A 15859-nucleotide genomic window follows, 5' to 3' on the forward strand; every position below is an offset into this window, starting at 1 on the left:
GACAAATGGACGCAAAAAAACAGAAGCCCGAATCTTACACCTATGCCAAGGCCGGTGTTTCCATTGAAACCGGTAACGCGCTTGTGCGCGCGATTGCGCCGCTGGCGAAATCGACCCGGCGCGCTGGCGCGGATGCCGATCTTGGCGGATTTGGCGGGTTTTTCGACCTCAAGGCAGCAGGCTTTAATGACCCACTTCTGGTCGCCGCGAATGATGGCGTCGGAACGAAGCTGAAACTGGCCATCGAATCCGGTCGCCATGAAGGCGTGGGCATTGATCTTGTCGCGATGTGCGCCAATGACTTGATAGTGCAAGGCGCAGAGCCGCTTTTCTTCCTTGATTATTATGCCACCGGAAAACTCGACAACGCCGTTGCCACGTCTGTTGTCGCCAGCATCGCTGAAGGCTGCAAGCAAGCCGGCTGCGCGTTAATTGGCGGCGAGACCGCTGAAATGCCGGGCATGTATTCCGAAGGCGACTATGACCTTGCCGGTTTCTGCGTCGGCGCGGTGGAGCGCGATCAAGTGCTGACGGCAGACAAGGTCGCGGCGGGCGACGTCATCCTGGGCCTTGCGTCATCAGGCGTGCATTCCAACGGTTTTTCGCTGGTTCGGCGGCTTGCCGCAGACAAGGGCTGGAAACTCGATCGTCCGGCCATTTTCGACCAAAATGTCATTCTTATCGATGCGCTCATGGCGCCGACCCGCATCTATGTAAAATCGCTGCTGCCGATGGTCCGCACGGGTAAGATCCATGCGATGGCGCATATTACCGGCGGTGGCTTGCTTGAAAATATCCCGCGTATCCTGCCGGACGGTTTGCACGCACATGTCGATGCAGACGCATGGGAACAACCGCGCTTGATGGCGTTCTTGCAAGCGCAAGGTCATATCGAGCCAGAGGAAATGGCACGCACATTCAACTGCGGCATTGGCATGGCGGTGGTTGTCGATGAAACCGAAGTCGCGGGCGTAACCGCTGCACTTGAGGCCGCGGGAGAGACCGTGTTCCGCATTGGACATATTGCAGCGGGTGAAAAAGGCTGCACGGTTACAGGCAGCATCGAAACCTGGAGCGCTCAAGCCGATTGGACTGCGACCCATCATGGCTAAGGCGCGTGTTGCGGTCCTTATTTCCGGCGGCGGCACCAATATGGCGGCGTTGTTATATGCCGCAAAACGCCCAGACAGCCCATATGAAGTTGTTCTGGTCGCCAGCAACAATCCCGACGCAGAAGGGTTGAAGCTTGCACAAGCCGAAGGCGTCGCAACGTTCGCACAATCGCACGTTGGTCTTAAGCGGGCCGACCATGACGAAATAATGCACAACCACATTACCAAAGCGGGGGCGGCTTATGTCGCGCTTGCGGGATATATGCGGATATTGAGCGAAAACTTCGTCGAAAAATGGGGCGGCAGGATGCTCAATATCCACCCATCCCTATTGCCCAAATATACCGGGCTACACACCCACCAGCGCGCGATTGACGCAGGCGACAGTATCGCTGGTTGCAGCGTACACCTTGTCACGGCCGACCTTGATGAAGGCCCCCTTCTTGGCCAGATGGAGGTCGCCGTTTTGCCTAATGACACCGCCGATTCATTGGCGGAGCGCGTCAAGATTGCCGAGCATCAATTGTATCCGCGGACGCTGGCCGACTATGTTTCGCGGGCAACGAACCCGGATTATCTGACATCAAAAGTGCGCGAAATCGCGTTGGCCCAGCCAGAGGCCGACGAAGTGGTGTCGCACGGAATGCCCTGCTTCGGGATCGTCGGCGGCAAGAAATTCGCTTATGTATCCATCGACCATCATGGCGACGGAAAAATCGCGCTCTTGGTCAAAATCAGCGGCGCCGAAGAACAGGCGATGCTGATCGATAGCAATGATGAGAGGTATTACCGCCCCGCTTATTTCGGCGATGGCTGGGTGGGCATCAGGCTCGACCTGGGCGATACCGATTGGGATCATATCGGCGAATGGATCGCCAAAAGCTGGCGCGCAGTAGCGCCGAAGAAGCTTACGAAATTTCTGGATATACTCGGCTCGGCCTAATCGGTTGCAGGCTCCATAGGCTTTTTCGAAGTCGATCTCGACTTTTCAGAAAAATTGCAACTGCGCCAAGTTAGGAACATTGACACCAAGCGCGCGCTACGCGCTTGGTGTCAGATAATCTTAGATTGATCGGGTTTAGCCGACGATTTCTTCTGGCTTGAAGAAGTAGGCGATTTCAATCGCTGCGTTTTCGTCGCTGTCCGAACCGTGGACGCTATTCGCTTCGATGCTTTCGGCCAGTTCCTTGCGGATCGTGCCGGGTTCAGCATTCGCAGGGTTGGTCGCGCCCATGATGTCGCGGTTACGCTGCATGGCGTTTTCGCCTTCAAGAACCTGAACAACAACTGGACCGCTGATCATGAAATCAACGAGTTCACCAAAGAATGGGCGCTCACGGTGCACCGCGTAGAAGCCTTCGGCCTGTTCGCGGGTCATGTGGATACGCTTTGAAGCAACGACGCGCAGGCCGGCTTCTTCAAGCATCTTGGTGACTGCGCCAGTTAGGTTGCGACGCGTTGCGTCAGGCTTAATGATCGAAAAAGTGCGGGTAACCGACATGAAAAGCTCCATATTTGTAGGGGGAATTTGGCGCGCATCTAACGTCGCTGCACGTTGAGTGCAAGCTTTATGGGCCTTGAACCCATTTGCCACCGTCCTGTTTCCAATAGCGGCGCTCTACCCCATCGCCCAATGTCCGCCATGCCGACCGCGCATTGTCGGTCTGCTCCGGTGGGAAAAGATAAAAGATCCGCTCAAATTCTTGGGTAACCGCACGCCAATTACCGTCAGCCAGCGCAACAAATTTGGCGCCATTTGGTGCATCGGTATCGTGCGACAACAATATCGGCTGAAGTGCATCATCGCCCTCCCCCGATTTTGCGTGCGCTAAAAAGCTGTCCGCCCTTGCGGTCCACAACGCGCCAGAGATCGCATCCAGCTGGCCTGCATCATCACTGATAATCAGCAACCGCCCTTTATTGTCCAAGATTCGCTGGGCAATGGCAGGCAGAACTTTTTCAGCAGGATCGCGTGTGAGTTGATAGAAATCGACCTGCATGTCGCGGCAACATCAACCTTCAAAATTATCCGCGACAAACCGGTCAAGCAAACGCACGCCAAAGCCCGTTGCGCCCTTATCCCACACGGGCCCCGCTTTATCGGCCCATACGGTCCCGGCGATGTCCAAATGCGCCCATTTCACGCCGTCCTTGATGAAACGACCAAGGAATTGTGCGGCGGTGATGGAACCAGCGCCCTTGCCGCCGATATTCTTCATGTCGGCAATCGGGCTGTCGATCATTTTGTCATAAGCCTTCGAAAGCGGGAAGCGCCACAGCGGGTCGCCAGAGGCCTTACCCGCAGCGGTCAACTTGTCGGCGAGTTCATCGCTGTTCGAGAACAGGCCAGCATATTCACTGCCCAGCGATACGATAATCGCGCCGGTCAATGTTGCGAGATCGACAATATATTCAGGGTTATACTTTTCCTGAACCCAATGCAGCGCATCACACAGCACCAGACGCCCTTCGGCGTCGGTATTCAGCACCTCAATGGTTTGGCCCGACATTGATGTCACAATGTCGCCGGGGCGTTGTGCATTGCCGTCAGGCATGTTCTCCACAAGGCCACAGACGCCGACAACATAGGCCTTTGCCTTACGACCAGCGAGCGCCTTCATCGCGCCCGCGACAGCGCCTGCGCCGCCCATATCCCACTTCATATCTTCCATGCCCGCGGCTGGCTTGATGGAAATGCCGCCGGTATCGAAAGTCACGCCCTTGCCGACCAAAGCAACAGGCCGTTCCTGCGAACCGCCGGTACCGTCCCACTTCATCACCAGCAAACGAGGCGGACGACGCGAGCCTTGCGCCACGCCAAGCAGCGCGCCCATTCCAAGCGCGGCCATGTCCTTGTCATCCAGCACGCTGATTTCGACGCCAAGCTCCGCAAGATGTTTACAGCGTTCAACAAAGCTTTCCGGATAAATGATATTGGCAGGTTCGGTGACCAGTTCCTTGGTCAAGGCAACGCCTTCAGCAATTGCATGATAGCTCGGCCACAGCGTGCTTGCGTCTGCAGGCGCGTTTGCCACCGTCAATGTTTCCACGGTCGGCTTTGACGTTTCGGCCAATTTGGTGCGGTACTTGTCCATGCGCCAGTTGCGCAATGTTGCACCATAAGCCGCTTCTGCAGCCGCTTTCGCGCTCAGGTTCGCGCCATGAATGGCAATATGTTTGGCGCCCGATGTCTGAACCTTGGCAACAATATCGCCGCCCGCCTTTTGATAATCGCCGGCTTCACCGTCCGCGACACCGACCAAAATGATCCGAACAAGCTTCCCGCCATCTTCGTTGATGAGCAGAAAGCTTTGCCCTGCCGCACCTTCGAAACGCGCCAATTTTGCGGTCGCGTGCACGATATCGCTATTTTCCAAAGGAAATGTGAAGTCGGCGAAGGTAGTTTTTGTGACGATGAACGCGAGGACGTCAGCATCTTGGGGGCGTGCATCGGAAAAATTGATCTTCATGGAAATGATATGCCTTTTTGCGGATAACGGATTTTACGGGTCTATAGGCCTAATTCACCCTTGGATTAAAGCAAAAGATAGGGAATAAATTCCCACGGTTAATCGCAAATACAGCGTTAAATGGGATGATGGGTGGACCCAATGCGATAGCGGCGATAAAGGACTGCACGGTTTTTATGATTATCCCCGCCACCCGCACCTTTTTATCGCGCTTTTTGCTTGTTCCGATTTTCATTGGATGCGGGTCTGTGTCGTCTGTCGCATTGGCCCAAACGGGGCCCTCAGCGGCAGCCGCACAAAAGGCCAGCGACCAAATCGATTTAGATGCTGCTGTTGTTGAATATGACTCCAACACAGAAACCGTCACCGCAAAAGGCAATGTGATTGTCAGTCGCGATGGATATACATTACGTGCAGACAATATCATCTGGGACCGCAAAAGCGGGCGTGTTTTCGCTGAAGGCGCCATCCGCGCAATCGGTCCAGAGGGCGACGTTGCCTATGGCGACAAGATTGAACTCACCGATGCACTGAAAGACGGCGTTATCGACAATCTGCTTGTCGTTTTGGCGGACGAAAGCCGGCTTGCCGCCAAACGCGGTGGACGGAAAGATGGCATTTATACGCTTGATTATGCGGCATATACGGCGTGCAAAGTACTAGACGCCGACGGTTGTCCCAAAAAACCGAGCTGGGAAGTGAAAGCGGTTAAGGTCGTTTACGACCCCAGCAAAAAACGTGTTGTCTATAAGGGCGCACGGATTGAACTGTTTGGCCTGCCGGTCATTCCGCTGCCATTTCTGTCGCACCCGGTAGATGCCAAAGCTGGCAGCGGCTTTCTTGTACCCAGCATCGGCTTTTCGCGAAATAACGGCGCTGAGCTTGAGCAATCCTATTATTGGCGAATATCCGAAAATCGGGATGCGACTGCAGCGATAACCGCTTTTACCGGCGCAGCACCCTTGGGCAGACTAAATTTCCGGACGCTCGAAAAAAATGGCGCTATCGAACTGAGCGCATACGGGACCTATAGCAATCGTATCAATACAAGCGGCGCGTCGACACCTGTCGGCGCAGATGTTTTCCGTGGCTATCTCGAAGGCGCAGGCAAGTTCCAGATCGACCCCAATTGGTCTATTTCAGCATCCGGCCGTTATGCGTCGGACCGCACATTTTTGCGGCGTTATGACATCAGCCGGGATGACAGGCTCCGCTCTACCTTTTCCGCCGAACGGATTGGAGACAACAGCTACTTCTCGCTCGCTGGCTGGGCAGTCCAGACCCTGCGCGTCAGCGATCGCCAAGGTCTAACGCCAATCGCGCTGCCCGAACTGGATTACCGCCTGCGCATGGATGCCCCCATTGTCGGCGGCACAATCCAGCTTCAAGCCAACAGCCTGGCCATCAGCCGGACCGAGGGCCAAGACACGCAGCGCGCATTTTCGTCCGCCAAATGGGATCTGCGCAAAATAACCGCGCTTGGGCAGGAACTAACGCTCACGGCGCTCGCGCGCGGGGATGTGTACCATAGCGACGAAAATGCCAGCACGCTGACCGCGATATACCGCGGAGATACAGGGTGGCAGCACCGCGCCATTTTCGCCACCGCAGCGGATATTAAATGGCCTTTTGTCGGAAAAGCCTTTGGCGGCACGCAGATTCTTACGCCCCGCGTGCAAATGGTTGCAGCGCCGTCGATTTCCAATTTGAACATACCAAATGAAGATTCGCGCGCCGTGGATTTGGAAGACAGCAACCTGTTCGCGCTCAACCGATTCCCTGGCTACGATCGCTTTGAAGACGACCTGCGCATTACATATGGGTTCGACTGGGCATTACGCAAATCCGACTTTACCGCTAACATCAACCTGGGTCAAAGTTACCGCCTGTCCGACCGAGGGTCGATTTTCCCTGATGGAACGGGCCTATCTGACAAAGCATCGGATATTATCGGCAGGTCGGAATTTCGTTTCAAAGACTTGGTTAAACTCACACACCGCTTCCGCCTGGATAAAGACAATTTGGCGATACGCCGTAATGAGGTCGATGCCACAATAGGATCCCGCGGCACATATGTTCAGGCGGGTTATCTAAAGCTCAATCGCAATATTGGGCCGACCGTCGAAGACCTCACTGACCGTGAAGAAATTCGTTTGGCAGGACGCGTGCGTGTTGCACGTTTTTGGTCGGTATTTGGATCTACAATTGTCGATTTGACGGACACAGCAGAGGATCCAACAAGCATTTCCGATGGCTTCGACCCCATCCGGCACCGGGTTGGCATTTCCTATGACGACGACTGCTTGTCGTTAAGCCTGGCGTGGCGGCGCGACTATCAGCCTGTCGGAGATTCGCAGCGTGGAAACAGCTTTCTGTTCCGTCTGGCATTTCGCAATCTCGGTGTGTAAAGCATCCGGAATAAATTCGCGGAGAAGGATGATACTACTCATCTGCTGTTCAGCAGTGCTTGGTTACCCCTCCCCTCGAACTGTCTGTGTACTGGATGTAAATCAATGAAGTTATTCAAGCGCCTGTCCCTCGTCGCTGTGCTCGTTTCCGCAACGGCGCTGACACCGCTGATTGCGCAAACTGTCGGTGATGATGGTGCACAAGAAGCCACATCGTCGATTCCAGACGGACAGCAGCTATTTGGCAAAAACGACCCCAATGTGCGCCGTGCGACGGCGCAGGTGAATGGCGAGATTATTACAGGCACGGACATTGATCATCGCCTCGCGCTGATCGTTGCTGCCAATGAAAATAAGCTGCCCCCTGAAGAATTGGCGCGTTTCCGTGCACAGATTTTGACGAACCTGATTGATGAAACGCTGCAAATCCAAGAAGCCGCCGCCAATGAGATTGAAGTCACCGACGCGGAAGTGAATCAATATTTCAATCGCGTCGCGCAGCAGAATTTCAATCGGCCTGCGAGTGAGGTGGAAAAATATCTGATCTCTATCGGTTCATCGGTAGCGACGTTGAAGCGCCAGATTAAAGGCGAGCTTTCCTGGAGCCGCCTGTTGTCGCGCAATGTGCGGCCATCGGCCAATGTCAGCGACGATGAAGTGAATGCCATTATCGAGCGTATCAAGGCTACCAAGGGAACCACGGAATATCGTTTGGGCGAGATTTATTTGTCTGCAACGCCGGAAACGATGCCAGCGGTCACCGAGAACACGAAGAAAATTATCGACCAGCTGCGTCAGGGCGGTAACTTTGTTGCATATGCGCGGCAGTTTTCGGAAGCCTCAACCGCGTCAGTCGGCGGTGACCTTGGATGGCTTTCCTTGGCGCAGCTGCCCCAGTCGCTCGCCAACGCTGCAGCCAACATGAACGCAAACGAGATTCAGGCCGTTGCCTCGCCCGGCGGGATTTCGATATTGCTGTTGATCGACACGCGTCAGGTTGCAACGTCCGATCCACGCGATTCCGTGCTGAGCTTGAAGCAGATCGCGATCACCTTTCCAAAAGGAATAGCGGAAGCCGACGTTGCGCCGCTGGTAAAGCAATTTAGCGAAGAAACGCAGCAGATCATGGGTTGTGGTGCCGCTGACGAAATGGCGCGCAAACTGGGCGCCGATGTGGTCAACCGCGACGGCATTAAAATCCGTGAGCTTCCGGCGCCTTTGCAACAGGTCATGCTGGATCTGCAGATTGGGCAGTCGACACCGCCTTATGGTTCGCTGCAAGACGGCGTTCGCGTGTTCGTCTTATGTGGTCGTGATGCCCCGCAGGAAACGTCATCTGAAAGCTTCGACGAAATCATGTCGCGGCTGGAAGAAGAGCGCGTAAACAAGCGCGCCAGGATTTACCTGCGCGATTTGCGCCGCGACGCTGTTATCGAATATAACTGATGTCGGTTGGCCGACTGGAACTGCCACTGGCCGTTTCGGTCGGTGACCCGGCGGGCATAGGGCCGGAGATAATTGGCAAAGCGTGGGAGGCCCGCCACGCGGCTGGATTGGCGCCATTCTTTGCAATTGGTGATATCGCTAGCTTCGCGCCGCACTGGAATGGTCCGGTCGTCCGTATTGAAGATCCGGCCGAAACCTTTACGCATTTTGATACGGCTCTTCCGGTCATACAAGTGCATAACTGCATTTCGATTGTTCCGGGTACGCCCGACCTTGATGGCGCGCATTGCGCATATCAAGCGCTTGAAATGGCAATTGGCTTTGCCCGTGCTGGCAGTGCCGCCGCATTGGTCACAGGCCCTGTATCCAAAGCGCAGTTATACGCGGTCGGCTTCACGCATCCAGGGCAAACCGAGTTCATTGCAGAGCGTTGCGGCGTTTCCAAAAACAATGCCGTGATGATGCTTGCCGGCCCTGACCTGCGTGTTGTCCCAATGACGACGCATATCCCGCTTGCGTCCGTCGCGAAGCAGCTTGACGGTCGGTTGATCCGCCAACGCCTGCGTGCGACAGCCAAGGGCCTGCAACGTAATTTTGGCATAGCAAATCCACGTCTGGCCGTTGCTGGGTTTAATCCGCACGCTGGCGAAGCAGGCAATATGGGCCGCGAAGAACTGGACATATTCGAACCCGCGATTGAACAGATTCGTGGTGAAGGCATCGACGTTATTGGCCCCTTGCCTGCCGACACGATGTTTCATGCCGAAGCGCGGTCGCATTATGACGCGGCCTTGTGCGCTTATCATGATCAGGCCCTCATTCCTTTGAAAACGCTGTATTTTCATGATGCGGTAAACATTACGCTAGGGCTGCCCGTTGTCCGCACCTCGCCAGACCATGGCACGGCGTTCGGAATTGCTGGCAAGAATATGGCACTTCCGCTTTCGATGATTGCTGCGATTAAGATGGCTGAATCTGCGGCGCTGCATCGCCTTGCTGCGGCCGATTTTGGCGGATGACGGTGTCGCTCCCTCCGCTTCGAGATGTCATTGCGCGACATGGTTTGTCCGCCAGTAAGGCGCTCGGTCAAAATTTTCTGTTCGATGAAAAGCTGCTCGATCGCATTGCCGCCATTCCCGGCAGCTTGGCGGGCGAGCATGTATATGAAGTTGGCCCCGGCCCCGGTGGCCTCACCAGAGCGCTCCTGCGTGCAGGCGCACAGGTGCTGGCCGTTGAGCGCGACCATCGTTGTCTTCCTGCCTTAGCCGAGCTGTCAGAGGCATTTCCGGGCCAGCTTCGCGTGATTGAAGGCGATGCGTTAAAAATCGATCCCTTCGCTGAAATTGGTGCACCGTTTCATGTTGTTTCAAACCTGCCGTACAATGTCGGCACTGCGCTTGCGGTGGGCTGGTTGGGCGGTAACGAATGGCCGCCGCGTTGGAAAAGCCTGACCTTGATGTTCCAACGTGAAGTCTCAGACCGAATTATCGCAGCGCCGGGCACGGGCGCATTTGGCCGGCTCGCGATATTGGCGCAATGGCGGTCGAATGCCGCAATTGCGATGCCCGTTCATCGTTCCGCATTTACGCCCCCGCCAAAGGTGATGTCGGCAGTGGTGCACATCACGCCCAAGGATGCGCCCGCAGACGTCAAAATGTCTGTGCTCGAAAATCTGACAGGCGCCGCCTTTGGCCAGCGCCGCAAAATGTTGCGCCAGAGCCTAAAGGGCGTCGCAGGCGCGTTAGAAGCGTTGAGCGCTGCCGGAATAGCCGAAGATCGCCGCCCCGAAACGGTCACCATATCGGAATGGTGCGCTCTGGCAAAGGAAGTGGGTTAACGCATCTAGCAGGGCTGGCTCTTTGGAATATCCAAGGCTAAGAATGCGACATGCACACGCTATCTGCCAGCGAACGACAGGCGCTTGAAACCATAGAGCAACCACCTATGCTTGGCCAAGTCCAGAACTGGGCCGCGATGAACAGCGGCTCGGGCAATCTTGACGGCCTTGCTACCACGGCCAATTTGCTCGCGGACGCATTCTCGGTCCTCCCGGGCGAAGTAACACTCGTTGAGCCCGAGCCTGTGGATCGCGTGCTATCCGACGGAACGGTGACCACAGTGACGCATGGGCGGCATTTGCTGATGACGGTTCGCCCGGAATGCCCGGCACAATTGTTGTTTACCGGACATATGGACACGGTGTTTCCTGCGGACCACAGTTTTCAGTCATTGCGTTGGCTTGACGACGGCACGCTAAATGGCCCGGGTGTGGCCGACATGAAGGGCGGCATTGCTGTGATGCTAGCCGCGTTGAAGGCTGCAGAATCGTCGGGAAAACTTGCACAAACGGGATACCAGATACTCATCAACAGCGATGAAGAGGTTGGCTCGCCATCATCCGCCAAATTGATCGCACAGCTCGCGCAGAACAAGCTTGCTGCACTCACTTATGAACCCGCATTGCCCGACGGTACGCTGGCGGGTGAACGTGGCGGAAGCGGCAATTTCTCCATCATCATTGCGGGCAAATCGGCGCATGCGGGTCGGAACCCCGACGATGGCCGCAACGCGCTCTTGGCGGCGGCGGACCTTGCGCTGCGGCTCAAGCAACTTTCGCGCGACGGCCTTTCGGTTAACCCCGCCAAAATTGACGGCGGCGGTCCCAATAATGTTGTGCCCGACCATGCGATATTGCGGGTCAACTTTCGCCCACGCACGCCAGAGATTGTGCAGCAGACGGACATGGACCTGCGCAGGATTATTGCCGACATTGAACGTGAACATGATGTGCGTGCGCATCTGCACGGCAGTTTCGGTCGCCCGCCAAAACCCATTGATGACGAGGCTGCAAAGCTGTTTGGCTTGGTCAAGCAATGCGGGGTTGATCTGGGTATCCCAGTCGCATGGCGTTCTAGCGGCGGCGTATGTGATGGAAATAATATCGCCGCCTGCGGTGTGCCCGTTGTAGATACGATGGGCGTACGCGGGGGCAGCATTCACAGTTCCGATGAATTCCTCATCGTCGAAAGTTTGGTCGAACGCGCAAAATTGTCGGCGCTGACGATTATGCGCTTATCAGAAAAAGGGACTTTATGACCTTCATCATCCGTCCGGCAAATATGAACGATCTTCAGCCGATTTATGAAATGGCCAAAAGGACAGGCGGCGGGTTTACCAATCTGCCACCCGACAGGAAGGCTCTGATGCAAAAGCTGGAGCGGTCAGCGGCTGGCTTTGATCGCGTGGGTGAGGAAGTCGCCGACGATCTATATGTGTTCGTTCTGCAAAACACCGCGACAGGCGAAGTGCGCGGCACATGCCAGATATTTGGCAAAGTTGGCCAAAAATGGCCGTTCTACAGCTATCGCATCGGAGCGTTGACGCAGCATAGCGTTGAACTGGAACGGACGTTCCGTGCGGACATCCTTAATCTGTCAACGGACCTGGAAGGCGCGACGGAAGTTGGCGGATTGTTCCTGCATCCCGGCGAGCGGGCTGGCGGCTTAGGCATGCTGATTGCGCGCAGCCGTTATCTGTTCATTCGCAACCACCGCGCCAGATTTGCCGACCGTACAATCGCAGAATTGCGTGGCGTCATCGACGAAGCGGGCGGATCGCCATTTTGGGACGGTGTCGCCGGCCGCTTTTTTGGCATGAGCTTTCAAGAAGCGGATGAATTTAACGCAAAATTCGGCAACCAGTTTATCGCTGACCTTATGCCGAAACACCCTGTCTATATTGCGATGCTTCCCGACAGTGCAAAGACCGTCATCGGCGTACCGCATCCTTCAGGCCGCGCTGCAATGCGTATGCTTGAGAACGAGGGATTTGCTTGGGAAAATTACATCGATATCTTTGACGGCGGCCCGACGATGACCGCGCGTACAGATCAAATCCGCAGCATCCGTGACGCGAAAGACGTCATAATAACTGCGGTCAGTGATGACGTTGGCGAACATAAATCAGGTCATAAAAAACTGATAACGCTGGGCCATCTACATGCGTTTAAAGCCGCCTATGGCTGGATCGATGACCGAGACGATAATGTCATTATCGACAGCAATTGTGCGCGTGCCTTGGGCATTTCAGCAGGCGATGCTGTAACCTATGTCGAGCGCGCTTGATCATGGCTTTGGTCGAAATAAACTTTGACGGCATCATTGGGCCAAGCCACAATTACGCAGGATTAAGCGTTGGCAACCTGGCATCGTCACACAATGCCGGCGCACCTTCTTATCCAAAGGCTGCTGCGCTGCAGGGTATCGAAAAGATGCGCGCGAACCTGCGCCTTGGATTAGCGCAGGGATTTTTCATGCCGCTCGACCGGCCGAACCAAAATTGGCTTTCCGGACTGTCGAGCGACATGCAATCGGCGGAACCGCATATCCGCGCCGCGGCTTTTTCGGCGTCGGCCATGTGGGCCGCCAATGCAGCCACGGTGTCGCCCGCGCCTGATACGGCGGATGGCAAATGTCATCTGTCGGCGGCGAACCTGCTGACGATGGCGCACCGCAGCCATGAATGGACCGGAACGCTTGCGCAGTTAAAACTGGCATTTGCCGATGCAGCACATTTTGCCGTGCACGGGCCCGTTCCAGCGCCATTTGGCGATGAAGGTGCCGCAAACTTCATGCGCCTTTGCCAGACGCACGGGGACGCTGGCATTGAGATATTTGTATATGGCAAATCGGGCGGTCCGTTCCCCGCTCGTCAGCATATTGAGGCATCGAAAGCCATTGCGCGGGCGCACCGGCTAGATGCAGCCAAAACATTGTTCGTTCAACAATCCGAGATCGCAATTGCCGCTGGCGCGTTCCACAATGACGTCGTTGCCGTGGCCAATGAACATGTGCTCTTCACCCATGAGCAGGCGTTTGAACATCCCGAACAAACCTACGCCGATATCAAGCGGCTCTTGCCCGAGGCAGAGATCATCATTGTGCCTGCCGACCGGGTCAGCCTTGCCGATGCTATTCAAAGCTATTTGTTCAACGCGCAGTTGGTGACCCTGCCCGACGGCGGCATGGCGCTTATCCTGCCGAGCGAGGCGCAGGACAATGTGCGGGTTTGGGGCTGGCTGAGCGAGATGGTCGCGGGCAATGGCCCAATTCGCAAGCTCGTCCCCGTCGATGTCCGCCAATCCATGGCCAATGGCGGCGGCCCGGCCTGTTTGCGCCTGCGCGTGGTTGCAGATCCTGCCACAGTCGATCCGCGCTTCATCGCCAATGAGGCTAAGCTCGACCAGATTGCCAGCGTGGTTGCTGCATTTTGGCCGGAATCGATTGTGCCGGACCAATTGGGCGATGCGTCACTGATGGATCAGGTACGCGCGGCGCGCATGGCACTGTTAACCATGTGCGATCTGACCGCGTTAGCCTGACTGTCGGTTTTTCTTACAATCAGCGCGTCCGTTAACCATCGTCACCGCTGCAAATACTGATTTGGCACGGGCATTGCTTCGTATTTAGTTAACTATGAAACGCATCCTACGCCTGTTCACGATCAAAACGAAACTAGAGGTCTTTATGATCACCTACGCGCTTGGTTTGGGTGCCGTGAAGCGTGGGCAGGAGTATATGGTCCAATATCCCGGCAACATCGGGAAAGTGTTCTTTCTGCTGTGCACAGGCGCCGTTTTCATCGCTGCCGCCAAAATGCTTCAAGCGGTCGAATTTGATGCAGCCTTCGGTGAGGATTAACGCTCAGCATCAGTAAATAAGAAAAAGCCCCGGGGTTCTTTTGCTCGGCGGTTCAACAGCTCGCGCATTTTTTAACCGGGAAACCGGTTCCCACTTTTCCTGAAAATGCTGGATTAGGTGGGGGGTTTCTGTTGCTCGGCACCCCCCGGGCCGCCGTAACCTTTCTGTTGCCCGGCCGGTCCGGCCGCGTTCTTTTAGTATAAGTTCAGACCGTGAGGCCCAAAATTATGCTGCGAGAGCAAGTGCTTCGTTATCGTTTGCACCTATTGGTTATGAACCATTTCACGGCTTATTCATGCCGGGCAAAAACAATGCTTTTCAACGCACGTCGATCCTAGTTCAGCCCCTCCAATACCTCTGCAAAACAGAGATTTTGGTGGAGCTGCCGGGTACCGCCCCCGGGTCCGCTGCATCTATTGCACACCGCAATTTATCACCATAGCCGGGCGAACCCGGCACCGACCTATATAGGCGCTTTTTCGTGAATGGGAAGTGAAGGCGGTTAAAGACCCTGCATATTTCGGCTCTCCGCCGGAATATGAACCACCAGTCCGTCGAGATCCGGTGTCAGCACGATTTGGCATGACAAACGACTGGTGCGCCGCGCACCGGTAGCGAGGTCGAGCATGTCTTCCTCGTCCTCAACCGACCGGGGAAGTTTGTCGAACCAAAGCTTGTCAATGATCACATGGCAGGTTGAACAGGCCATTTGCCCCTCGCACGTGCCTTCCAACGGCTGCCCTGCGGCTTGGGCGATTTCCAGCAGCCTTTGGCCCTCGACCGCTTCCACGTCCTGGACAGTGCCATCGGCAGTGATGAACGTGACTTTGATCATAGCATCGCCTCTGCTGACCGGTTGATTGCAGCTGCGGCCATATCAATCTCTTCCTCCGTCGTATAGCGGCCAAAACCCAAACGTATCGATGATTTCGCCTGTGCATCAGTCAGGCCAAGCGCGCGCAACACATGGCTAGGGCGGCCAGAACCACTGGCACAGGCCGATCCAGCGGAAAAGGCGATGTTCCGGCACTCCGATATCAACCGCGCGGCATCTACACCGTCGCGGCGGATATTGAGATTGCCTTTATAGCGACGGGCCGTCGAACCGTTAATAGTCCAATCCGCAAATGCGCTGGCAGCGCGGTCCCATAAGGCAGACACATGCATGGCATCCGCGTCCATGCGCTCTGCCGCCAACTTGGCTGCTGCGCCAAATCCAGCGCATAACGCGGGCGACAATGTACCCGAGCGCATGCCTTGTTCCTGCCCACCGCCAAGCATTTGCGGCGTTAGCGTAACCCCGTCACGCACCCACAAGGCGCCAATGCCTTTTGGACCGTGGATTTTGTGCGCGGATATCGCGATCATGTCGGGACCATCGGGGATCGGCATGCGTCCAAATGCCTGAACTGCGTCGCATAGGAATAGATTGCCTTGGGCGTGTGCGCCTGCTGCAAGCTCCGCAATAGGCTGGATGGTCCCAATCTCGTTATTGACCAGCATGATCGCAGTTAACGCCTGCCCACCAACGGAACCAGACGCTGGCACTTCGGGACAAATTAAGCCCGAACCATCGACGGGGAAAGTCCGCCCACCTAGAAATTCAAAAATGTCCAAAACCGCAGCATGCTCGGTCGCGGCAGCGGCGACAGGCAGCCCGCATCCCATGATGGCCAGATTGATTGCCTCAGTCGCACCAGAGGTAAAGATCACGCGCCCACCCT

Annotated in this window: 15 protein-coding genes and 1 other RNA gene; 10 read left to right on the forward strand and 6 right to left on the reverse strand. The window is 55.8% G+C overall.

Annotation, left to right across the window (positions count from 1 at the left end):
• Positions 1-5: 5 nt before the first annotated feature.
• Both purM and purN read left to right on the forward strand, forming a co-directional pair.
• Positions 6-1112: a phosphoribosylformylglycinamidine cyclo-ligase gene (purM, locus tag ACIQ5B_RS06110; RefSeq protein ID WP_397598255.1), complete on the forward strand. Its 1107-nt coding sequence runs from the start codon at positions 6-8 to the stop codon at positions 1110-1112.
• Positions 1105-2055, forward strand: coding sequence for a phosphoribosylglycinamide formyltransferase (gene purN, locus ACIQ5B_RS06115; protein WP_397598243.1), 951 nt, complete (start codon positions 1105-1107; stop codon positions 2053-2055). The genes purM and purN overlap by 8 nt, the downstream gene beginning before the upstream one ends.
• A 135-nt stretch (positions 2056-2190) precedes the next feature.
• Here the strand turns inward: purN and ndk are convergent, their stop codons facing one another.
• The 3 genes from ndk to ACIQ5B_RS06130 all read right to left on the reverse strand — a co-directional run bounded on the left by ndk (position 2191) and on the right by ACIQ5B_RS06130 (position 4582).
• Positions 2191-2613 (reverse strand): nucleoside-diphosphate kinase, encoded by a 423-nt coding sequence (ndk, locus tag ACIQ5B_RS06120; protein WP_306062378.1) that lies wholly within the window; start codon positions 2611-2613, stop codon positions 2191-2193.
• A 67-nt stretch (positions 2614-2680) separates the two neighbouring features.
• Positions 2681-3112, reverse strand: coding sequence for a DNA polymerase III subunit chi (locus ACIQ5B_RS06125; RefSeq protein WP_397598244.1), 432 nt, complete (start codon positions 3110-3112; stop codon positions 2681-2683).
• A gap of 12 nt (positions 3113-3124) precedes the next feature.
• Positions 3125-4582: a leucyl aminopeptidase gene (locus ACIQ5B_RS06130; RefSeq protein ID WP_397598245.1), complete on the reverse strand. Its 1458-nt coding sequence runs from the start codon at positions 4580-4582 to the stop codon at positions 3125-3127.
• Between the two features lie 176 nt (positions 4583-4758).
• On the opposite strand from ACIQ5B_RS06130, the gene ACIQ5B_RS06135 reads away from it, so the two are divergent.
• The 8 genes from ACIQ5B_RS06135 (at position 4759) to ACIQ5B_RS06170 (ending at position 14135) form a co-directional block, all read left to right on the forward strand.
• The gene (locus ACIQ5B_RS06135) at positions 4759-6990 is read left to right on the forward strand and encodes an LPS-assembly protein LptD (protein ID WP_397598246.1); all 2232 of its coding nucleotides are present in this window, start codon (positions 4759-4761) and stop codon (positions 6988-6990) included.
• A gap of 105 nt (positions 6991-7095) precedes the next feature.
• On the forward strand, positions 7096-8436 hold the full coding sequence (locus ACIQ5B_RS06140; RefSeq protein WP_397598247.1) for a peptidylprolyl isomerase: 1341 nt from the start codon (positions 7096-7098) through the stop codon (positions 8434-8436).
• On the forward strand, positions 8436-9455 hold the full coding sequence (gene pdxA / locus ACIQ5B_RS06145) for a 4-hydroxythreonine-4-phosphate dehydrogenase PdxA (RefSeq protein ID WP_397598248.1): 1020 nt from the start codon (positions 8436-8438) through the stop codon (positions 9453-9455). The genes ACIQ5B_RS06140 and pdxA overlap by 1 nt, the downstream gene beginning before the upstream one ends.
• Positions 9452-10273 carry a 16S rRNA (adenine(1518)-N(6)/adenine(1519)-N(6))-dimethyltransferase RsmA gene (gene rsmA / locus ACIQ5B_RS06150; RefSeq protein WP_397598249.1) on the forward strand — a complete coding sequence of 274 codons (822 nt, stop codon included), beginning with the start codon at positions 9452-9454 and terminating at the stop codon, positions 10271-10273. Before pdxA ends, rsmA begins: the two co-directional genes overlap by 4 nt.
• Before the next feature lie 50 nt (positions 10274-10323).
• Positions 10324-11532: a hydrolase gene (locus ACIQ5B_RS06155; protein ID WP_397598250.1), complete on the forward strand. Its 1209-nt coding sequence runs from the start codon at positions 10324-10326 to the stop codon at positions 11530-11532.
• Positions 11529-12560, forward strand: a complete 1032-nt coding sequence (locus tag ACIQ5B_RS06160) for an arginine N-succinyltransferase (protein WP_397598251.1) — start codon at positions 11529-11531, stop codon at positions 12558-12560. The genes ACIQ5B_RS06155 and ACIQ5B_RS06160 overlap by 4 nt, the downstream gene beginning before the upstream one ends.
• 2 nt (positions 12561-12562) lie before the next feature.
• On the forward strand, positions 12563-13816 hold the full coding sequence (locus ACIQ5B_RS06165; protein ID WP_397598252.1) for an N-succinylarginine dihydrolase: 1254 nt from the start codon (positions 12563-12565) through the stop codon (positions 13814-13816).
• A gap of 94 nt (positions 13817-13910) precedes the next feature.
• On the forward strand, positions 13911-14135 hold the full coding sequence (locus tag ACIQ5B_RS06170) for a hypothetical protein (RefSeq protein ID WP_397598253.1): 225 nt from the start codon (positions 13911-13913) through the stop codon (positions 14133-14135).
• A gap of 116 nt (positions 14136-14251) precedes the next feature.
• On the opposite strand, the gene ssrA is transcribed toward ACIQ5B_RS06170, so the two are convergent.
• The 3 genes from ssrA to ACIQ5B_RS06185 form a co-directional block, all read right to left on the reverse strand.
• Positions 14252-14631, reverse strand: a transfer-messenger RNA (tmRNA) gene (gene ssrA / locus ACIQ5B_RS06175).
• 6 nt (positions 14632-14637) lie between these two features.
• Positions 14638-14970 carry a 2Fe-2S iron-sulfur cluster-binding protein gene (locus tag ACIQ5B_RS06180; protein ID WP_397575638.1) on the reverse strand — a complete coding sequence of 111 codons (333 nt, stop codon included), beginning with the start codon at positions 14968-14970 and terminating at the stop codon, positions 14638-14640.
• Positions 14967-15859, reverse strand: an 893-nt coding sequence (locus tag ACIQ5B_RS06185; RefSeq protein WP_397598254.1) for a cysteine desulfurase family protein, incomplete at its 5' end; no start/stop codon positions are given. The genes ACIQ5B_RS06180 and ACIQ5B_RS06185, both read right to left, overlap by 4 nt.

It is taken from the genome of Sphingorhabdus sp., from assembly GCF_044374345.1.
Lineage (GTDB): Bacteria > Pseudomonadota > Alphaproteobacteria > Sphingomonadales > Sphingomonadaceae > Sphingorhabdus_B.